The organism is Nocardioides sp. Z43_10, from assembly GCF_059766615.1.
The window spans coordinates 225,278-245,960 of record NZ_JCBAJY010000001.1; the positions used below are offsets into that span (position 1 = coordinate 225,278).

At 72.4% G+C, this 20,683-nt stretch carries 15 protein-coding genes; 8 read left to right on the forward strand and 7 right to left on the reverse strand.

Features of this window, described 5'->3' with window-relative positions; all coding sequences use genetic code 11:
• Window positions 1-70: 70 nt before the first annotated feature.
• The 4 genes from narI to AC6EI4_RS01125 are packed head-to-tail and all read right to left on the reverse strand — an operon-like array spanning window position 71 to window position 6,868.
• Window positions 71-844, reverse strand: a complete 774-nt coding sequence (gene narI / locus AC6EI4_RS01110) for a respiratory nitrate reductase subunit gamma (protein ID WP_498420539.1) — start codon at window positions 842-844, stop codon at window positions 71-73.
• A complete protein-coding gene (narJ, locus tag AC6EI4_RS01115) occupies window positions 841-1,554 on the reverse strand; it encodes a nitrate reductase molybdenum cofactor assembly chaperone (protein WP_498420536.1) in 714 nt (237 codons plus the stop codon). The genes narI and narJ overlap by 4 nt, the downstream gene beginning before the upstream one ends.
• A complete protein-coding gene (gene narH, locus AC6EI4_RS01120) occupies window positions 1,551-3,191 on the reverse strand; it encodes a nitrate reductase subunit beta (protein WP_498420535.1) in 1,641 nt (546 codons plus the stop codon). The genes narJ and narH overlap by 4 nt, the downstream gene beginning before the upstream one ends.
• The gene (locus tag AC6EI4_RS01125) at window positions 3,191-6,868 is read right to left on the reverse strand and encodes a nitrate reductase subunit alpha (protein WP_498450307.1); all 3,678 of its coding nucleotides are present in this window, start codon (window positions 6,866-6,868) and stop codon (window positions 3,191-3,193) included. Before AC6EI4_RS01125 ends, narH begins: the two co-directional genes overlap by 1 nt.
• Before the next feature lie 306 nt (window positions 6,869-7,174).
• Between AC6EI4_RS01125 and AC6EI4_RS01130 the strand changes: the two genes are divergently transcribed.
• From AC6EI4_RS01130 to AC6EI4_RS01140, 3 genes are read left to right on the forward strand one after another with little or no spacing between them, the layout of a single operon-like run.
• Window positions 7,175-8,722: a class I adenylate-forming enzyme family protein gene (locus tag AC6EI4_RS01130; protein WP_498450308.1), complete on the forward strand. Its 1,548-nt coding sequence runs from the start codon at window positions 7,175-7,177 to the stop codon at window positions 8,720-8,722.
• 43 nt (window positions 8,723-8,765) lie between these two features.
• A complete protein-coding gene (locus AC6EI4_RS01135; RefSeq protein WP_498450309.1) occupies window positions 8,766-10,052 on the forward strand; it encodes a DUF4437 domain-containing protein in 1,287 nt (428 codons plus the stop codon).
• Complete coding sequence (locus AC6EI4_RS01140; protein WP_498420524.1) at window positions 10,052-10,768, forward strand: hypothetical protein; 717 nt, start codon at window positions 10,052-10,054, stop codon at window positions 10,766-10,768. Before AC6EI4_RS01135 ends, AC6EI4_RS01140 begins: the two co-directional genes overlap by 1 nt.
• Here AC6EI4_RS01140 and AC6EI4_RS01145 read toward each other — a convergent pair.
• Window positions 10,696-12,192: an FAD-dependent oxidoreductase gene (locus tag AC6EI4_RS01145; RefSeq protein ID WP_498450310.1), complete on the reverse strand. Its 1,497-nt coding sequence runs from the start codon at window positions 12,190-12,192 to the stop codon at window positions 10,696-10,698. The genes AC6EI4_RS01140 and AC6EI4_RS01145 overlap by 73 nt on opposite strands.
• A gap of 25 nt (window positions 12,193-12,217) precedes the next feature.
• Between AC6EI4_RS01145 and AC6EI4_RS01150 the strand changes: the two genes are divergently transcribed.
• Genes AC6EI4_RS01150 through AC6EI4_RS01170 form a run of 5 tightly spaced genes read left to right on the forward strand, consistent with a single transcriptional unit; the run spans window position 12,218 to window position 18,182 of the window.
• Entirely contained in the window at window positions 12,218-13,453 is a 1,236-nt protein-coding gene (locus AC6EI4_RS01150) for a CaiB/BaiF CoA transferase family protein (RefSeq protein WP_498420520.1), read from the forward strand.
• On the forward strand, window positions 13,450-14,271 hold the full coding sequence (locus tag AC6EI4_RS01155; protein ID WP_498420518.1) for a cyclase family protein: 822 nt from the start codon (window positions 13,450-13,452) through the stop codon (window positions 14,269-14,271). Before AC6EI4_RS01150 ends, AC6EI4_RS01155 begins: the two co-directional genes overlap by 4 nt.
• Window positions 14,268-15,698: an MmgE/PrpD family protein gene (locus tag AC6EI4_RS01160; protein ID WP_498450311.1), complete on the forward strand. Its 1,431-nt coding sequence runs from the start codon at window positions 14,268-14,270 to the stop codon at window positions 15,696-15,698. Before AC6EI4_RS01155 ends, AC6EI4_RS01160 begins: the two co-directional genes overlap by 4 nt.
• Window positions 15,695-17,170, forward strand: coding sequence for a dihydroorotase (locus tag AC6EI4_RS01165; RefSeq protein WP_498420513.1), 1,476 nt, complete (start codon window positions 15,695-15,697; stop codon window positions 17,168-17,170). Before AC6EI4_RS01160 ends, AC6EI4_RS01165 begins: the two co-directional genes overlap by 4 nt.
• Before the next feature lie 10 nt (window positions 17,171-17,180).
• Window positions 17,181-18,182, forward strand: coding sequence for a zinc-binding dehydrogenase (locus tag AC6EI4_RS01170; RefSeq protein ID WP_498450312.1), 1,002 nt, complete (start codon window positions 17,181-17,183; stop codon window positions 18,180-18,182).
• Here the strand turns inward: AC6EI4_RS01170 and AC6EI4_RS01175 are convergent.
• Together AC6EI4_RS01175 and AC6EI4_RS01180 are read right to left on the reverse strand one after the other, a co-directional pair.
• Window positions 18,179-18,988: an SDR family oxidoreductase gene (locus AC6EI4_RS01175; RefSeq protein WP_498420509.1), complete on the reverse strand. Its 810-nt coding sequence runs from the start codon at window positions 18,986-18,988 to the stop codon at window positions 18,179-18,181. The two genes, AC6EI4_RS01170 and AC6EI4_RS01175, sit on opposite strands and share 4 nt — an antisense overlap.
• An 89-nt stretch (window positions 18,989-19,077) precedes the next feature.
• Window positions 19,078-20,418, reverse strand: coding sequence for a hypothetical protein (locus tag AC6EI4_RS01180; protein WP_498420507.1), 1,341 nt, complete (start codon window positions 20,416-20,418; stop codon window positions 19,078-19,080).
• Window positions 20,419-20,683 lie beyond the last annotated feature (265 nt).

The following is a 20,683-nucleotide window of genomic DNA, read 5'->3' on the forward strand; positions in this document are numbered from 1 at the left end:
GACGAAGGGGCCGGCTCTCGATCATGCCTGGCCGGCCCCACCGGGCACACCCCCCGCAGTGAAGGGAACGTCAGTTCACCGACTCCCGGCGCAGCGCCTCGAGCGCGGCGGGGTCCAGCGGCGGCAGCGCCGCGTCCCGGGTCAGCGAGGGCGACATCGACGCGGTCGGCACCGCGCCGCTGCGGCCGCGGTAGACCACGTAGGGGCGCCACAGGTAGGCCAGCGGCGCGGACCAGACGTGGACCAGCCGGGTGAAGGGCCACATCGCCATGAACAGGAACCCGCCCAGGGCGTGCAGCTGGTAGGCCAGCGGGGCCTCGACCATCAGCGCGGACTCGGGACGGAACCAGAAGACCCCGCGGAACCACACCGAGATGCTCTCGCGGTAGTCGTAGCCGTGCCCGACGTACTGGCTGAGCACCGAGATCATCCCGAGCCCGATCATCAGCACCAGGGCGGCGTAGAGCACCCGGTCCGACATCGTGGTCGTCATCCGCACCCGCCCGTGCAGCACCCGGCGGGCGAGCAGCAGGATCAAGCCGATCACCAGCATGATGCCGGTGACGGTGCCGCCACCGACCGCGACCACGTGGTAGGCGTGCTCGGAGATGCCGAGCGCCTCGGTCCACGAGGCGGGCACCAGCAGGCCCATCACGTGCCCGGCGATCACGCCGAGGGCGCCGAGGTGGAACAGCGGCGAGCCGAGACGCAGGATCCGGCCTTCGAGGAGCTGGCTGGTGTGCGTGGTCCAGCCGAACTGGTCGTGGCGCCAGCGCCACACGTGGCCGACCAGGAAGACGGTGAGGCACAGGTAGGGCACGACGACCCAGAGGAAGTGGTTCATGCCGAGACCTCCGACGAGGGGCAGGTGGGATAGGGGGCGACGCCGATCCGGGCGAGCTCGTCCGGACCGTTCAGGTCCGGTCCGTTCAGGTCGGAGCCGTAGGGGTCCAGGCCGACCGACTCCACCGGCGGGCCGTCCACCGCGAGCGCGGCGATCGCCTCGATGTCGGCGGCGGTCAGCGGCGGCAGGGAGAGGGTGATGGTGTCCAGCACGTGCAGGTACGGCGAGCCGGTGGAGTCCAGCGCCGCGCGGAGCAGCTCCAGCCCGCGCCGGTGCTGGCGCAGCGGGGCCTCCCCGTCACCGGGGCCGACCATCGCCGCGAACTCCAGCACCACCGGGAGCAGGTCCGGCAGCTCGCCGTCGGCCAGCTTCAGCCCGCGTGCCCGGTAGCGCTGCTTGAGGGTGAGCAGCGCGACGCCGCGCTTGCGGGTGTCGCCGTGCAGGTAGTAGGTCAGGTAGAGCCCCGACTTGCGCTGCAGGTCGAACGTCGCGACGTAGTGGCGCTGGACGGCGCCGAGCTCGGTCTCGCTCAGCCAGGCGAGGAAGGCCTGGAGACCCTCGCGCGCCTCGTCGTGCTCGATCGCGGCGGCGGCCGCGGCCAGCCCGTCGCGGGCCGCGAGCAGCTCGTCGTCGGGGTAGGTCAACAGCAGCGCGGCCAGCTCGAAGACCCGGACGCGGTCGGCCGGCTCGACGCTCGAGACGCCCCTCACGCCAGGCCTCCGGCCGGCTCGATCGACAGCCCGGGACGGCCGTCCTTGCGGCGGAAGGAGAGACCCTTGCCGCCGATCCGGACGTCGTCGTCGGACTCGACGAGGTGGAAGCTCTCCACCGACGCGCCGACGGCGGCACCTTCGCCGCCCATACCCGGCCCACCTTCGCAGTCCAGCGAGCAGTCGTTCTGGGCGGCCGCCTGCGCCTCGAGCGCGGCGGCGTCCTTGCTGTAGGCCACCGGGATCACGTAGCGCTCGTCGTACTTGGCGATGGCGAGCAGGCGGTACATCGCCTCCACCTGGTCCGCGGTCATCCCGATGCCCTCGAGGAGCTCCTCGGCGACGGTGCCGTCGAGGGTGCGCACCCGCATGTAGGAGCGCATCGCGGCGAGCTTCATCAGCACGCCGGCGACCGCGTCGGCGTCACCGGCGGTGAACAGCTCGGCGAGGTACTCCACCGGGATCCGCAGGTCGCGGATGGTGTGGAAGACGTCGTCGGCGTCGGTGTCGTCGCGCCCGGCCTGACCCACCGCGTCGAGCACCGGCGAGAGCGGCGGGACGTACCAGACCATCGGCAGCGTGCGGTACTCCGGGTGCAGCGGCAGCGCGATGCGGTACTCGCTGATCAGCTTCCACACCGGCGAGGCCATCGCCGCGTCGAGCCACTCCTGCGGCATGCCCTCCTCACGCGCGGCCTGCTGGACGGCCGGGTCGTGCGGGTCGAGGAACACGTCGCGCTGGGCGTCGAGCAGGTCGTGCTCGTCCTCGACCGAGGCCGCGGCGAGCACCGCGTCCTCGTCGTAGAACACGATGCCCAGGTAGCGCAGCCGACCCACGCAGGTCTCCGAGCAGATCGTCGGCTGGCCGGCCTCGATGCGCGGGAAGCAGAACGTGCACTTCTCCGCCTTGCCGGTGGCGTGGTTGACGTAGACCTTCTTGTAGGGGCACGACGAGACGCACATCCGCCAGCCACGGCACTTGTCCTGGTCCACCAGGACGATGCCGTCCTCCTCGCGCTTGTACATCGCGCCCGAGGGGCAGGCCGAGACGCAGGCGGGGTTGAGGCAGTGCTCGCAGATCCGCGGCAGGTGGAACATGAAGGTCTTCTCGAACTCGAACTTGACCTTCTCCGCCACCACCGCGGGGTCCATCTTCACGATGTTGGGGTCCTGGTCGGCGCGCTCGTGCGCACCGCCGAGGCTGTCCTCCCAGTTGGCGCCCCACTCCAGCGACATCGGCTTGCCGGTGAGCGCCGAGCGCGGCTGCTTGACCGGGGTGTCCTTGAGCCCGGCCGGCGCGTTGACCAGCACGTCCTTGTCGAACGTCGCGGGCTCGTAGTAGTCCTCCAGGGCGGGGAGGTCGGGGTTGGCGAAGATCCGGCTGAGCCGCTTGGTGCGGGTGCCCGAGCGCAGCGTGAGCCGGCCCTTGCGGTCCAGCATCCAGCCGCCGTGCCACTTGTCCTGGTCCTCGTAGTGCTTGGGGTAGCCGATGCCGGGCTTGGTCTCGACGTTGTTGAACCAGACGTACTCGGTGCCCTCCCGGTTGGTCCACGTCTGCTTGCACGTGACCGAGCACGTGTGGCAGCCGATGCACTTGTCCAGGTTCATCACCATGGCGACCTGCGCGCGAAGCTTCATCAGTACTGCACCTCCTGCGCGCGACGGCGGATGACCGTGATCTCGTCGCGCTGGCTCCCGATGGGGCCGTAGTAGTTGAAGGCGTAGGTCAGCTGGGCGTGACCACCGGCCAGGTGGGTCGGCTTGATCAGGAGCCGGGTCATCGAGTTGTGGTAGCCGCCGCGGCGACCGCTCTCCTCGGTCTTCGGCACGTTCACCGTGCGCTCGGGAGAGTGGTACTGGAAGCTGGTGCCCTCCGGCATCCGGTGGCTGACCACGGCGCGGGCCACGATGACGCCGTTGCGGTTGACCGCCTCGATCCAGTCGTTGTCGGCGACCCCGATCTTGGCGGCGTCCTCGACGCTCATCCAGACCACCGGGCCACCGCGCGAGAGCGCCAGCATCAGCTCGTTGTCGTGGTACATCGAGTGGATCGACCACTTCGCGTGCGGCGTCAGGAACCGCACGGTCACCCCGCCGTCGACCAGCTCACCGGGCGGCCCGAAGTGGCGCGCCATGTTGAGCGGCGGACGGAACGCCGGCAGGTGCTCGCCGAGCTCGGCGACCCAGTCGTGCTCGACGAAGAAGTGCTGGCGCCCGGTCAGCGTGTGCCACGGCTTGGAGCGCTCGACGTTCAGCGTGAACGGCGAGTAGCGGCGCCCGCCCTTCTCCGAGCCCGACCACTCCGGGCTGGTGAAGACCGGCTGCGGCGCGCGCTGGGTGTCGGGGTAGGAGATCTGGTCGCGCTCGTGGCCCTCGATCAGGTCGACGAACGGCTGGCCGGTGCGCTCCTCGAGACGACGGAAGCCCTCCTCGGCGACCCGGCCGTTGGTGGTGCCCGACAGCGCCAGGATCGCCTCGCACATCCGGTCCGCGGTGGCCAGCGACGGGCGTCCCGCGAAGGGGCCGTCGGCGACCACGCCGTTCTCGCGGCGCAGGTACTCCAGCTCGGCGGTGACGTCGACGGTGATCGCCTTGGTGGTGGTGCCGAGCTTGTCGAGCAGCGGCCCGACCGCGCGCATCTTCGCACCGATCAGCGTGTAGTCGCGCTCGATCTCGACCAGCTTGGGCATCGTCACGCCGGGGATCGGGTCGCACTCGGCCGGGTGGCCCGGGCGGGCCTTCCAGTCGCGGACCCGGCCGCCCGGGGTGGCCAGCTCGTCGGCGGTGTCGTGCTGCAGCGGCGCGGCGAGCACGTCGCGGCGCACGCCGAGGTGGGTGACGGCCAGCTCGCTGAACCGGTCGGCGATCGCCAGGAACGCGTCGTAGTCGGTGTGCGCGTCGGCCGGCGGCGGCACCGCGGGGCTGAACGAGTGCACGAACGGGTGCATGTCGGTGGTCGAGATGTCGTGCTTCTCGTACCAGGTGGCGGCCGGCAGCACCACGTCGCTGTGCAGGCCGGTGTTGGTCATCCGGAAGTCGATCGTGGTGAGCAGGTCGAGCTTGCCGGTGGGCGCGTCCGGACGCCAGGTGAGGTCGCGCGGGCGCTCGCCCTCGCCGCACTCCTCAGCGCTGGCCAGGGAGTCGACGCCGAGCAGGTGGCGCATGAAGTACTCGTTGCCCTTGCCCGAGGAGCCGAGCAGGTTGGCCCGCCACAGGGTGAGGCAGCGCGGGAAGTTGGCCGGGTCGTCGGGGTCGTCGGCGGTGGCCTTGAGCCTTCCCGCCTGCAGCTCGGAGACGATGTGCTGCGCGACCGGGACGCCGGCGGCGGCCGCCTCGTCGGTGAGGTCGAGCGGGTTGCGGTTGAACGCCGGGTGGCCCGGGGACCAGCCCATCCGCTGCGCGGCGGCGACGGTGTCGGCGAAGGACATCCCGTCCAGGCGACCGGTGCCCAGCGGCGAGGACAGCTCGTCGGCCGGGACCCGCTCGTAGCGCCACTGGTCGGTGTGCAGGTACCAGAACGGGGTGCTCGCCTGGTGGCGCATCGGGCGCTGCCAGTCGAAGGCGAAGGACATGTGCTGCTGTCCGGTGATCGGACGGGCCTTCTCCTGACCCACGTAGTGCGCCCAGCCGCCGCCGTTCACGCCCTGGCAGCCGGTCAGGGTGACCAGCGCGATGAAGGCGCGGTAGGTCATGTCGGAGTGGAACCACTGGTTGGCGCCGGCGCCCATCGCGATCAGCGAGCGGCCCTTGCTGCGCTCGGCGTTGCGGGCGAACTCGCGGCCGATCTTGGCGGCCATGGTGGCGGGGACGCCGGTGATCGTCTCCTGCCAGGCCGGGGTGTTGGGCTCGGAGGCGTCGTCGTAGCCGGTGGGCCAGGTGCCGGGCAGGTCGCCGCGCTTGACGCCGTACTGGGCCATCAGCAGGTCGAAGACGGTGGTGACCAGGTGCTCGCCGATCTGACGGACCGGTACGCCGCGGCGCATCGTGGTGCCGCCCTCGGTGTCGCCGATGTCGAAGCGGGCCAGGTCGACCTCGACCGCGCCGCTCTCGTGGCCGGCCAGGCCGACCGCGGGCACGACGTCCTCGAGGTCGAGGTTCCACTTGCCCATGCCGGAGTCGTTCCAGCGGAAGCCCAGCGAGCCGTTGGGCACGACCAGGTCGCCGTTGCGGTCGTCGACGAGCACGGTCTTGTGGGCCGCGCCCTCCTCGGTGTCGCCGAGGTCGGCGGCGGTCAGGAACCGGTCGGAGGTCCAGGCGCCGTCGCGCTCGCGCAGCGTCACCAGGAACGGCAGGTCGGTGAACTTGCGGACGTAGTCGGTGAAGTAGGGGACCTGGCGGTCGCGGAAGAACTCCGCGAGCACGACGTGGCCCATCGCCATCGCCAGCGCGCCGTCGGTGCCGGGGTGCGGGGCCAGCCAGTCGTCGGCGAACTTCACGTTGTCGGCGTAGTCGGGGCTGACCGCGACCACCTTGGTGCCGCGGTAGCGGGCCTCGGCGAGGAAGTGCGCGTCGGGCGTGCGGGTCACCGGGATGTTGGAGCCCCACATCACCAGGTAGGTGGAGTTCCACCAGTCGCCGGCCTCGGGGACGTCGGTCTGGTCGCCCCACACCTGCGGGGACGCGATCGGCAGGTCGGCGTACCAGTCGTAGAAGCTGAGCAGGGTGCCGCCCATCAGCGCGTGGTAGCGGGTGCCGGCGGCGAACGAGGCCATCGACATCGCCGGGATCGGGGAGAAGCCGACGACCCGGTCCGGCCCGTACTTCTTCGTGGTGTGCACGTGGGCGGCCGCGATCATCGTGGTCACCTCGTCCCAGTCCATCCGGACGAAGCCGCCGCGGCCGCGCTGGCTCTTGTAGATGTGGGTCTTGATCGGGTTCTCGACGATGTCGGCCCAGGCGAGCACCGGGTCGCCCAGGCGCGCCAGCGACTCGCGGTACATCTGCGCGAGCGCGCCGCGCACGTAGGGGTGACGCACCCGCGACGGGGAGTACTCGTACCAGGAGAACGACGCGCCGCGCGGGCAGCCGCGGGGCTCGTAGTCCGGGGAGTCGGGTCCGGTCGTCGGGTAGTCGGTGGCCTGGTGCTCCCAGGTGATCAGGTCGTCCTTGACGAAGACGTTCCACGAGCAGGAGCCGGTGCAGTTGACCCCGTGGGTGGAGCGGACGACCTTGTCGTAGCTCCAGCGGTCGCGGTAGAAGGACTCCCACGCCGAGCCGTCGACGCCCTCGATGTGGTGCAGGGTGCGCCCGGAGTCGCCCACCGTGTCGCGGGTGAGGAAGCGTCGGGCGGCCAGCAGCGGGCCCGTCCCTGGCACGTGGTCGGTACTGGCCGACGCGGCGGGGCGGGGTTCTCCATGGCGCACGAGGACGGCTCCTTCTCGGGGGGTGAGGGTGGCGGGTCGTGGCGCCGGGCCACGGCGTCCTCCAGGAAAGGAGACGACCGCCGAGAGAACCTTCCCCTTTCGGCGCCGCGTAGGGACCTGCGATTGGGCCCCACCGCACGGGACCTTGGACCCCGTGGAAAAGGGGACCCTGGGCCGATCGGCCGTGGTCAGACCCTCTCGACACCGATTCAATATCGTATATTGTGTAGGAAACACCTGATCGTGAAGGGAGCCGGCATGCCGATCCAACCCGGTGGCGCCGGTCTGTCGATCGCCGCCGGCGTGCGCGAGTTCGCTCGCGCCACGCCGCACGCCACCGCCGTGATCGACGGCGACCGCACCCTGAGCTTCGCGGCCCTCGGCGAGCGCTCCAGCCGGCTCGCCCAGGCGCTGCTCGCCCGCGGGCTCGCGCCCGGCGAGCGCGTCGCCGTACTGCTCGGCAACCGCCTGGAGTACCCCGAGCTGGCGGCCGGGATCGCCAAGGCCGGGCTGGTGATGGTGCCGCTCAACCCGCGGCTGACCGCCCCCGAGGCGCGCTTCATCCTCGAGCACTCCGGGGCCCGCGCGGTGGTCCTCGACGACGCGCTGGCGCACGTGGTCGGCGACGCCGTCGCCGAGACCGGGCTGGTCGCCCTCTGCCTCGACGGCACCGGGCTGGGCCCGTCGTACGAGGACGCGCTGGCCACCGCGCGCGCCGCCGACCCGCTGGTCGCGGTCGGCGAGCTGGACCCGTTCTGCATCGCCTACACCTCCGGCACCACCGGCCGCCCCAAGGGCGTGCTGATCTCGCACCGCAGCCGGGCGCTGACCTTCTACCTGAGCGCGCTGGAGTGGGGCCTCGGCCCGGGCCGCAGGTCGGCCGCCGTCGCGCCGATGTACCACGGCGCCGGCTTCGCGTTCGGCTACGCGCCGGTCTTCGCCGGGGGCACGGTGTCGATGCTGCGCGCGTGGGATCCCGAGGAGTTCCTCGCCCTGGCCGAACGGGACCGCGTGCAGTCGACGTTCCTGGTCCCGACCCACGCGCAGATGCTGCAGGGCCTGGGCGAGGGCGCGGTCGCGCGCCACGACCTGAGCGCGCTCGACACGCTCTACTTCAACGCGGCCGCGCTGCCGTGGACGCTGAAGCAGTGGGTGATGGCGCAGTTCCCCCAGTGCGGCATCCACGAGCTCTACGGCTCGACCGAGGCGGGCATCATCACCAACCTGCGCCCGGTCGACCAGCACACCCGGCCCGGCTCGGTCGGCCACGCCTGGTTCCTCACCGACCTCCGGGTCGTCGACGCCCAGGGCGAGCCGGTCGGGCCCGGGGAGCCGGGCGAGCTCTTCAGCCGCTCGCCGTTCCTGATGAACGGCTACCACGACGATCCCGAGGCGACGGCCGCCTGCACCACCGCGGACGGCTTCGTCACCTGTGGCGACGTGGTGGTCCGCGACGAGGACGGCTACGTGCACATCGTCGACCGCCTCAAGGACCTGATCATCTCCGGCGGCCTGAACGTCTACCCGCGCGAGGTCGAGGACGTCCTGCGCGAGCACCCCGCGGTCCTCGACGTCGCGGTCGTCGGCGTCCCGAGCAGCACCTGGGGCGAGGAGGTCGCGGCCTACGTCGTGCTGCGCGGCGACCTCGACGACGCCTGCCGCGAGGAGCTGGTGGCGCACTGCCGCGAGCGGCTCGCCGGCTACAAGACGCCCCGGCACTGGAGCGCGCTGGCGGCGCTCCCCCGCAACGCCGGCGGCAAGGTCCTCAAGCGCGAGCTGCGCGACAGCCTCGTCGCGGGCGACTGAGCACACCACCGACCCACCCCACCACCCGAAACGAGGAGCACCTGTGCGACCCCATGTCGAGCTCATCCAGGAAGACGACTACGTCTGGCACGGCGCCGAGCTGCCCGGCGGCGAGGGCCGCGCGAGCGAGCGCCGGCTCTCGGTCGACGAGGAGGACGGCTCGTCGTCGCTGCGCGTCGACTTCCACACCGACTGGGGCCGCGGTCCCGGCATCCACCACGCCAACACCGAGTACTACGTGCTCGAGGGCGAGATCGACTACGGCGGGCGGCGGATCGGCAAGGGCGGCTACGTCTACGCCCCCAAGGGCGTCCCGATCGACTACCTCAAGGCTGCCGAGGGCACCAAGATCCTGCACTACCGCGAGTACGGCGACGCGGGCTTCGACCCGGTCGACTCGCTGGCCGGCGCCTCCCGCTGGGCCGACGCCCGCGAGGACCTCATCGTCATCGACTCCGAGGCGATGAAGTGGGACGCGGTGCCGAACCCGGGGCCGATGCCCGGCCTGTTCATCAAGTACCTCCACGTCGACCCGGTCAGCGGCTTCTACACCCGCCTGGTGCACGCGCAGGAGGGCTGGTCGGACCACCGCCTGGCCCACCACCCCTGCTACGAGGAGGCCTACACGACCCAGGGCCACATGGAGTACAACTTCGGCACCCTCGACCTCGGCACCTACTTCTTCCGCCCCGCGCGGGTCAAGCACGGCCACTTCACCACGATGGAGGGCGGCGCCACCTGGCTGCTGCGCTCCGACGGGGAGCTGGCCAACTGGTACACCCAGAACGAGTGGGTCCGCTGGGGCGGCGAGGGCGTGAACTACGGCCCCGACGGCCTCGACGAGGCGCCGCACCCCGCCGCCCGGTGGGCGCACTCCACCCACGAGATGGCCCAGCCGTGGCGCACCGAGGAGGACATGCGCCAGCTCACCGCCTCATGGCAGTTCCAGCGCGACCAGGGACAGCACGACGCGCCGGTCGCCCACCACGGCTCGGGCGCCAACAAGGCCGACATCGCGATCGCCAAGGCGCTCGACGCCTTCAACCTCCAGGGCGGGCACGGCGGCGGCGAGCACACGCACTCCCACGACCACGACCACTCCCACGAGCACGGTGACGCCCACGAGCACGGTGACGCGCACTCCCCCGAGGCCGCCGGACTCGACTGGGGCTGGAGCGGGCGCGAGACCGAGCACGCCGACGAGCGCTCCAGCCACAACTGGGCCGAGGGCCGCCCCTGGAAGAAGGGCGACCCGATCCCGGCGCCGATCCTCTCGAGCCTGCCGGTCCGCAGCCGCTCGCGCGGCCGCTGGGACGGCGACGGGATGTGATGGAGGCCGTCCACGGGTTCAACGGACACAGCTTCGCGGTCCTCCTGCACATCGCGCTGTTCGCGTACTGGCTCGGCGGCGACGTCGGCGTCTACTACGCGAGCCGCTACATCCTCAAGTCCGACCTCGGGCCGGAGGCCCGCGCGGTGTCGACGAAGATCATGCACGGCGTCGACATCGCGCCGCGGGTCTCGCTGGTGCTGATCCTGCCCAGCGGCATCACGCTGATGGCCTGGGGCCCGCTCGGCGAGGAGTTCTTCGTGCAGGGCTGGCTGCTGGCGCTGGTGTGGGTCGCCACCCTGGCCTGGCTCGCGGTCTCGGTGATCGACTACCGCGGCGGGGACACCCCGATCGCCCGGTTCTCGCAGCGCGCCGACCTGCTGGTGCGCTACGGGCTCAGCGCCGGGCTGGGCGCGGCCGGGCTCTACGCGATGGTCGCCACCGACCCGTTCGGTGTCGACACGAACCCCAAGTGGCTGGGCGCGAAGGTGGTGGCCTACGCGCTGTGCATCTTCTGCGGCGTGATGATCCGGCGCCGGCTGCTGCCCTTCGGCCCGGCGTTCGGACAGCTGGTCACCTCCGGCTCCACCCCGGAGGTGGAGCGGGCGATCAGCGCCTCGATCCGCCGGTGCGAGCCGTGGGTCTACGGGATCTGGGCGCTGGTGCTGCTCGCCGCCGCGCTCGGCGTCATCAAGCCCGGCTCGTCGGCCTTCTGAGACCGGCCCCACCGGTCACCGAGCAGCCGCCCGAAGACCAGCGCCGGGGTAAGCAGCATCCCGGAGCAGAAGCTGTTGCCGCAGGTGGCGCCGGCGCCGATCACCTCACCGATCGCGAACAGGCCGGGGATGACCTCCCCGGCCTGGTCGCGCACGGCGAAGGTGTCGTCGATGTCGAGACCGTCGAAGGTGACCACGGCGATGCCCTGGTTGAGCAGCGCGTAGAACGGCGCGACGGCGATCGGGGCGGGCAGGTGGGTGCGCCCGTGCTCGGGGTCGACGCCGGTGGCCACCGCACGGTTGTACGCCGCGACGGACTCCACCAGGCCCTCGGCGTCGATGCCGGCGAGCGCGGCCAGCTCCTCGAGGGTGTCTGCGGCGTGCACGCCGGGGCGCGCGTTCGCGTGCCGACGCAGGTCGTCGGGTTGCCACCCCACCACGATCGGGGGCTGCCCGGCCCCGGAGCGGGCGACGGTGTCGTCGTCGAAGACGGTCCAGAAGACCTGGTCCGGCAGGTCGGTCAGCGCCCGCTCCTTGGCGTCGATCGACGGCTCGTCCTCGGCGATCCAACGGCGCCCGGCGCGGTCCACGTAGATCTCGCGCGGCGCCCGCTCGGTGGTGAGCAGCACCCGCTCCGCCCAGTTGGCGCGATGCGGCGTCTGCGGGTCGGGCATCCCGCCGAACGTCGGCAGGTAGGTGCCCGCTCCCTGCAGGGCGGCCCCCACGGCGCGGCCGAGGTGGATGCCGTCGCCGGTGGAGGTGCGTGAGGCGACGGTGACCAGGGCGACGCCGTGCCGCTCGGCGAACAGCTCGGGGTCGGCGCCGTACCCGCCGGTGGCCAGGACCACCGCCTCGGCAGTGACCTCGTGCTCGGCGCCGTCCCGGTAGACCTCGACGCCGCCGACGCGCCCCGCGCCGTCGGTGACCAGCCCGGTGACCGGGGCCTGGGTCCACAGCGTCAGGTCGTAGGACGCCCGGACCGCCTCGAGCTCGGCCTCGAGCACGTGCAGCACCGAGAGCCCGCCCTCGACGCCGTAGACGGTGCGCGCGATCTCGTAGGGCTCGTGGCCGTAGACCAGCCGCGGCGTCTCGGGGTCGAAGGGCATCCCGCGCGCGACCAGCCACTCGACGACCTCGGGCGCGTGCTCGGTCACCAGGCGGATCAGGTCGCGACGCCCGGTACGGCGGCTGATCCGGTCGATGTCGGCCAGGTGCCGGGCCGGGTCGTCGTCGATGCCACGCGCACGCTGCAGGCTGGTCCCGCCCGCGGAGAGGTGCCCGCCGCTGAGGTGCAGCGTGCCCCCGATGCGCCGGTCCTTCTCGAGCAGCAGCACGCGGGCGCCACCGCGGGCGGCGCGCGTCGCGCAGGACAGTCCGGCCGGGCCGGCGCCGACGACCACCAGGTCATACCGTTCAACCGTCATCCCTAGATCATATATGATCTTTGGGATGAGCAGCCTGCCCGCCCCGCCCTCCCCCACGCCCGGCCCGGCCACCGGCCCGCTCGCCGGGATCCGGGTCATCGACGCCTCGACGATCCTGGCCGGGCCGCTGGCCTGCCAGATCCTCGGCGACTTCGGCGCCGAGGTGATCAAGATCGAGCATCCGGTGGCCGGGGACGGGATGCGCGGGCACGGGCCCTCGCTGGACGGCAGCCCGATCTGGTGGTCGGAGATCTCGCGCAACAAGCGGGCGATCGGGCTCAGCCTCTCCCGGCCCGAGGGCGCCGCACTGTTCCTGCGGCTGGCCGCGAGCGCCGACGTGGTGGTGGAGAACTTCCGGCCCGGCACGCTCGAGCGCTGGGGGGTCGGGCCCGAGGAGCTCCACGCGGCGAACCCCGGCCTGGTGCTGCTGCGGGTGACCGGCTTCGGTCAGAGCGGCCCGTACGCCGGGCGGGCGGGCTTCGGCACGCTCGCCGAGGCGATGAGCGGGTTCGCGCACCTGACCGGCGACGCCCAGGGGCCGCCGACGCTGCCGGCGTTCGGCCTGGCCGACTCGATCGCCGGCATCGCGGCCTCCTCCGCGGTCTCGATGGCGCTGCTCGAGCGCGCGAACAACGGCGGGCTCGGCCAGGTGATCGACCTGAGCCTGCTGGAGCCGATCATGGCCGCGGTCGGCCCCGGGCCCTCGGTCTACGGGCTCACCGGCGAGGTCGGCACCCGCCACGGCAACCGCTCCACCAACAACGCCCCCCGCAACGCCTACCGCACCAGCGACGGCCACTGGGTCGCGGTGTCGACCAGCGCCCAGGCCATCGCCGAGCTGGTGATGCACCTGGTCGGGCACCCCGAGGTCATCGAGGAGGCCTGGTTCGCCTCCGGCCACACCCGCGCCCTGCACGCCGACCTCCTCGACGGCTACGTCGGCGACTGGATCGCCGCCCGCACCCGCGACGAGGTGGTCACCGCGTTCACCGAGGCGGGCGCCGCCGTCGCCCCCGTCTACAGCGCCCGCGACGTCGTCGAGGACGAGCACGTGCGCGCCACCCGGATGCTCACCGAGGTCGACGACCCGGCGCTGGGCCCGGTGCTGCAGCACAACGTGATGTGGCGGATGTCGCGCACCCCCGGCCAGATCCGCTTCCCCGGACGCGCGCTCGGCGAGGACACCGACGCCGTCCTCACCGAGCTGGGCCTCAGCGCCGAGGAGCTCACCCGCCTACGCGACCAGGAGACGATCCGATGACCACCTCCCAGCTCCTCGACCTGGCCGCGGCCGGGCTGCGGCTGATCGACCTCGGCCGCCCGCTCACCGTCGGGATGCCGCAGTCGCCCAACCACCCGGCGTACTGGCACGCGCACCCGCGCCGGCACGGCGACATGGTGCGCGCCGACGGCGGCTCGGCGGCCAACGACATGATCTCGATGGGCACCCACGTCGGCACTCACGTCGACGCGCTGGTGCACGTCTCCCAGGACGGCCGGCTGCACGGCGGGCTGGACGCCCGGGATGCCCTGCAGGGCGGGCGCTACGTCGGGCTCGGCGCCCAGACGATCGAGCCGATGGTGCGCCGCGGCGTGCTGCTCGACGTGCCCGGCGCCCTGGGCGTCGGCCGGCTCGAGGCGGGGCGGGAGATCACCGTGGCCGACCTCGAGGCCACCGTCGCCGCGCAGGCCAGCCGGATCGGCGCCGGGGACGTGGTCCTGGTGCGCAGCGGCTGGGGCCAGCACTTCGACACCGGGGACCACGAGCTCTTCATGGGGCAGCGCTCGGGCGTCCCCGGTGTCGGCGAGGCCGGGGCGACCTGGCTGGCCGGCCAGGGCGTGCACGCCGCCGGCGCGGACACCATCGCCTTCGAGCGGCTCGCGCCGGGCGCCGGGCACGGCCTGCTGCCCGCGCACCGCGTGCTGCTGGTCGAGCACGGCATCTACATCATCGAGACGATGGATCTCGAGGAGCTCGCCCGCGAGGGCGTCCACGAGTTCCTCTTCGTGCTCTCCCCGCTGCCGCTCGTCGGCGCGACCGGCTCGCCGGCCCGGCCGCTCGCGGTGGTGTCCCGGTGAGCGCGCAGACGCTGGGCGAGCGGGTTGCCGACTTCGCGGTGACCGCGGCCACCCAGGGAGTCCCCGACGCCGTGTCGGCCAGCGTGCAGCAGCGCGTCCTGGACGTCCTCGGCCTCTGCGTCGCCGCGCACCGGCTGCCGACCAGCGCCGCGATCCTCGGCCACGTCACCGACCAGGGCGGGCACCCCCAGGCGACCGCCGTCGGGCTGAGCGGGCGGGTCACGGCCGCCCAGGCGGCGCTCGCCAACGGCGTGCTCGCGCACTCCCTGGACTACGACGACACCCATCTCCCCTCGGTGCTGCACCCGAGCGCCGGGGTCGTCCCCGCCGCGCTGGCGGCGGCCGAGCACTGCGGCGCCTCCGGCGAGCAGGTCGTCCGGGCGATCGCGGCCGGGCTCGAGGTCGCCGTCCGTCTCGGGATGGCCGGGTACGACGAGGAGCTCGGCAACTCGGTCTACTTCGAGCACGGCCAGCACGCCACCTCGATCACCGGCGCGATGGGCGCCGCGGTCGCTGCCTCGCTGGTCTACGGGGCCGACCGCGCCGGCGTGCTCGACGCGCTCGGGCTGACCGCCTCGATGGCCTCGGGGATCATCGAGGCCAACCGCACCGGCGGCACCGTGAAGCGGCTGCACTGCGGCCTGGCCGCGCAGTCCGGGGTCACCGCCGCCCAGCTGGTGCGCCGCGGGTTCACCGGGCCGCCGACCGTGCTCGAGGGCCGCTTCGGCTTCTTCGAGGCGTGGCTGCACGGGCAGTACCGCGCCGGCGCGGTCACCGACGGCCTGGGCAGCGACTGGTCGGTGCCGGGCATCTTCTTCAAGCCCTACCCGGCCAACCACTTCACGCACGCGGTGATCGACGCCGGTCTGGCGCTGCGGGCCCGGGGCGTCGCGCCGCAGGACGTCGAGTCGATCGTCGTCGGGGTGGCCCCCTCGGTGATCCGCACCATCGGGGAGCCGATCGAGGTCAAGCGCGCACCCCAGACCGGGTACCAGGCGCAGTTCAGCGCGCCGTACGCGGTGACGGCGGGGCTGTTCGGGGGCGGCGGCCTCGGCCTCGGCCTCGACGACTTCACCGACGCGCTCGCCCAGGATCCGGCCCGCCGGGCCGTGATGGCGCGCGTCAGCGTGGTCCCCGACGAGCGGTGCGCGGCGATCTACCCGCACCAGTTCCCGGCCGTGGTCACGCTGCGCACCGTCTCGGGCGAAGTGCTCGTCGAGGAGGTGTTCGCCAACCGCGGCGGCCCGGCCCGCCCGCTGAGCGACGACGAGCTGTCCCGCAAGTTCACCGACAACGTCGCCGGGCGGCTCGCCCCGGAAGCGGCCGACGCGGTTCGCCGCGGCGTCCTCGCCCTGCGCACCGCGCGCGACCTGTCCGCCCTGCTGACCCCGCTGTCCACCCTCTCCACTCCCGAGGAGCACCTATGAGCGAGCTCGACCTGATCATCACCAACGTCTCGGTGGTCGTCCCCGGCCAGGCCGACCCGCAGCCGCTCGACATCGGCGTCAAGGACGGCACGATCGTCCGGCTCGAGGCCGGCCTCGCCGCGGCGTCCGGGGACCGGGCCGCCCGCGTGCTGGACGGCGGCGGCAAGGTGGCCTTCCCCGGGGTGGTCGACGCCCACCAGCACTGGGGCATCTACAACCCGCTCGCCGAGGACGCGGCCAGCGAGAGCCGCGCCTGCGCCCAGGGAGGCGTGACCACCGCGCTGACCTACATGCGCACCGGGCAGTACTACCTGAACAAGGGCGGCGCCTACGCCGACTTCTTCCCCGAGGTCCTCGCGCTGACCGAGGGCCGGGCGATGGTCGACTACGCCTACCACCTGGCGCCGATGAGCCGCGAGCACATCGAGGAGATCCCCGACCTGGTCGGCGAGCACGGCGTGACGTCGTTCAAGATCTTCATGTTCTACGGCGGGCACGGGCTGCACGGGCGCAGCACCGACCAGAGCTCCTTCCTGATGACACCCGAGGGCGAGCGCTACGACTACGCGCACTTCGAGTTCGTGATGCGCGGCATCCAGGCCGCGCGGGAGAAGTTCCCCGAGATCGCCGACCAGATCTCGCTGTCCCTGCACTGCGAGACGGCCGAGATCATGACGGCCTACACCCGGCTCGTGGAGGAGGACGGCACGCTGAGCGGCCTGCCCGCCTACAGCGCCTCCCGCCCGCCGCACTCGGAGGGCCTGGCGGTCACGATCGCGTCGTACCTGGCCCACGAGACCCAGCTGCCCACGATCAACCTGCTGCACCTGACCTCGCGCAAGGCCGTCGAGGCCGCGCTGCTGATGGCCGACGCGTTCCCGCACATCGACTTCCGCCGCGAGGTCACCGTGGGGCACCTGCTCGCCGACTGCGACACCGCGCACGGGGTGGGCGGCAAGGTGAACCCGCCGCTGCGCCCCCGCGAGGACGTCGAGGCGCTGTGGGCCTACCTGATCGACGGCAAGATCGACTGGGTGGTCTCCGACCACGCCTGCTGCCGCGAGGAGCTGAAGTTCGGCGAGCCCCGCGACGACGTCTTCCTGGCCAAGTCCGGGTTCGGCGGCGCGGAGTACCTGCTCGCCGGGATGGTCTCGGAGGGCTCCAGGCGCGGCGTGCCGCTGGGCAGGATCGCCGAGCTCACCGCGACCAACCCCGCGACCCGCTACGGGCTCGGCGCCACCAAGGGCGCCCTCGCCGTCGGCAAGGACGCCGACATCGCGCTGGTCGACACCACCGTCACCTGGACCGTGCGCGCCGAGGAGTCGGAGTCGACCCAGGAGTACACCCCGTTCGAGGGCGCCGAGCTCACCGCCAAGGTCACCGACACCTTCGTGCGCGGCCACCAGGTGATGGCCGCGGGCGTGGTCGGCGGCGACCCGGTCGGGCGCTACCTGCGCCGGCCGACGGCCTGAGGGAGCACTCGTGTCCCAGACCGACGTGGCTGCCGTCGCGCTCGCCCGGATCCCGGACGGCGCGCCCGTGCCGGAGGACTTCCGGCTGGTGCGCCTGCCCCGCTCGCCGCTGAGCGACGGCGAGGTGCGGATCGCGGTCCGGTGCCTGTCCCTGGACCCCTACCAACGCTCGACGCTGGGCGGCCGGCACCTCGGTGACGCCGCGGTCGGACCGGGCGACGTCCCGGGCGGCCGCGCGCTGGGTGAGGTCGTCGAGTCGCGGCACCCGGGGCTCGCGCTGGGTGCGCTGGTGCTCGCCGAGACCGGCTGGCGCGCCGAGGCGGTGGTGCCCGGCACCGCCGCGACACCGGTGGCGCTGCCCCCCGACGTGGCGCCGTCGCACGCGCTGGGCGCGCTGGGCATGCCGGGCCTCACCGCGTACGCCGCGCACGTGCGGCACCTGCGCCCGCGCGCCGGCGAGACCGTCGTGATCGGCTCCGCGACCGGCGGGGTCGGCGCCGTCGCCGGCGCGCTGGCGCGGCTCGCGGGCGCCCGCGTGGTCGGCATCGTCGGCTCCGCGGAGAAGGCCGAGCTCGCCACCTCACGCCTGGGCTACACCGCCGCCGTCCGGCGCGGGCCGGGCCTGGACGACGAGCTCACGCGCGCCTGCCCGGACGGGATCGACGCCTACCTGCACCTCGGTGACCAGGCCACCCTCGACGTGGTGATGGAGCGGCTCGTCGTCGGGTCCCGGGTGTCGCTGTGCGGGCTGATGGACCAGACCAACGGCAGCGCGCCGACCCGGCTCCGCGCGGGGGCGGTGATGGCGGCGCGGGCGGAGGTGCGCGGCATGGTCGTCTACGACCACGCCGACCTCGCGCCCGAGCATGCCGCGCGGGTCGGCGCCCTGCTCGCGAGCGGCGAGCTGGTCAGCGTCGAGGACCGTTACGCCGGGCTCGAGCGAGCGCCCGAGGCGTTCGCCCGACTGATGAGCGGGCGCAACGTCGGCAAGGTCCTCGTCGACGTGAGCTAGAGCCCGTAGCGGGCGAGCTTGTCGTCCTTGGCGCCGCGGGCGAACTTGCGGGCCATCCGGGCGGTGGTCAGCCAGGAGATCTCGTCCCCGTTCTTGGTGCTGGCCAGCATCCGGTCGACCAGGTACGGCGCGACGTCGTCCACGTGGTCGGTGAGGATGTTGAGCATCTTGCGCTGGCTGGAGACCGACTCGGGGCTGGTGGCGGCCTCGCGCAGCCAGCCGTCGGTGAGCAGGATGCCGGGGCGCACCTGCCCCACACGCACCGTCGTACCCCGCACCTCCTTGACCAGGGCCTTGGTGAACATGTCCAGCCCGCGCTTGGTCGCGGAGTAGACACCCATCCCGGGCCGCAGCGAGCCGTCGCTGCCGCCGCCGAGGACGTTGAAGACCCGACCGCCGCCGGCGGCCGTCATCTCGCGGACGGCGACCTGGGCGCCGTTGATGGTGCCGATCATGTTGGTGCCGACCATCGTCGCGACCTCGTCGGGGGTGGTCTCCACGATGGTGCGCATCGTGTAGGCGACGCCGGCGTTGTTGACCCACAGGTCGACGGCCCCGAACGCGGCGGTCGCCGCGTCCCACAGCGCCTGTACGGCGGCGGGGTCGGTCACGTCGGTGGGGACGCCGATGACCCGTGCGTTGCCGGCGGCCTCGGGCTGCAGCTTGCCGACCGCCTCGTCCACGGCCTGCTGACTGCGACCGGAGACGGCGACGTGGTGGCCTCGGCGGAGCAGCTCGCGTGACAGCGCGAAGCCGATCCCCTTGGTGCTGCCGGTGACGACGGCGTTCGTCGACGAGGTGGTCATACGGTCCTCCTGGGCTACTCGGACGAGACGGTGCCCCGGCCCTTCGAGGAAGGACCGGGGCACCGTCAGCGGATCAGTGGTTCAGCGGGTCAGCAGGCCGCCTTGGCCGCCTTGACCGCGGCCGCGTGCTTCGCCTTCTCCGACGCCAGCGTCTTCGAAGCGGCCTTCGCGCCGGACTGCGCCTTCTTCAGCGCGGTCTTGGCGGCCTTGAGCTGCTTCTTGGCCTTGGCCTTGGCGGCCTTCTTCTTGGCCTTCTTGACGGCCTGGTTCGCCTTCTTGACCTTGGCCTGGGCGTTCTTGACCACGGCCTGGGTGCTCTTGACCTTGGTCTCGGCAGCCTTGACCTTGGCCAGGGCGGACTTCACGTTGGCCTCGGCGGTGGTGCAGGCTGCCGAGGGTCCGACCTGGACGGTGCCCATGGCCTGGGCGGAGGTGAGCGCGCAGTCGATCGGAACAGCCATCTCCGCGTCGCCGAAGGTGACCGTCAGGGTCGCGGAACCCTTGGCCCCCGACATGCTGGCGGCGTGGTTGCCGGCGGCAGCCGGGGTGACGGCCGCGGTGCCCGTGCCGTTGATGGTGACGAACCCAGGCACGGGCTGCCCGATGGCATTCCCGGGCGCCAGGGTGCGCTCCCACGTGCTGAGCTGGACGTCGCCCGTGGCAGCGGCCGAGCCCACGGTGATCGCCGGCGTCACCTTGCCGGTGACCTTCTTCACCGGCGAGGTCTGCAGGTAGTCGGAGAACTCACGGCCCATGGTGAGCGTGGTGCTGACCGGGATGCTCAGCGCGGTACCGACCGTGCCGGTCGCGGGTGTCGTCGCGGTCGTCTCCAGCTTGGCCGGGTAGGAGCCCTTGCCGCCGAAGCCGCTCTCGCTCATGTCGATGGTGCAGACCGCGTTCATGTCGGCGAGCTGCAGCTCGTCGGCGAAGGAGACCTCGACCGGAGCGGTCAGCGAGCAGTCCTGAGCGGCTGCCGAGCCACCCGCCGCCTTGTCGACCTGGTAGGAGTAGCTCTTGATGCTGATGCTGCTCGGGCGCGAAGCGAGAGAGCCCTTGGCCTCCGGCATCTTCGTCGGCGTGCCGCCGATGAAGTCGGCCTTGTGCGAGCCGGTGAGAACGACGTCGGTCTCGTTGGCCGCCACGGTGAGCTTGTTCGAGATCGTCGCCCCCGGGAAGTTCACGAACTGCGCCGGCGCGCCGTTGGGCATGTCGCTGAGCTTGGCACTCAGCTGCGCTCCGCCGTTGCTGTGCGCGAGCGTGAGGGTGATGTTCGCGTTGTAGGTCGAGGTCTGCACGCCGGTGCCACAGCTGAAGTTGGCGGTCGTTGTCGACGTGACGACAGCGTTGGCGGGGGCCATGAGGGCCGGTACCGAGAGCACGCCCAGGGTCAGGGCTCCGGCAGACAGGCCGGCAAGCTTGCGAAAACGCATTAATCCTCCTCGGGGCGACCACACCACCACAAGGCGTGATCTACGTCTCATGGGAAGATATACGATATCGAGGGCTTGTCCAGCGTTTCCGGGAACGTCTGTGTTAATTCGCCGCGTCGGATGGGTTGGTACCGACGCCGGGCCCCGCAGGCGTACGTCGCCGGCGGCGCGGGCGGACGTGACGGCCGTGGGTGGCCGTAGGCAGGCGCCAGCGCAGCGCGCGCCGTACTCCCGGGACAAAAGCAGCCTCGTGGTGCCCCTGAGG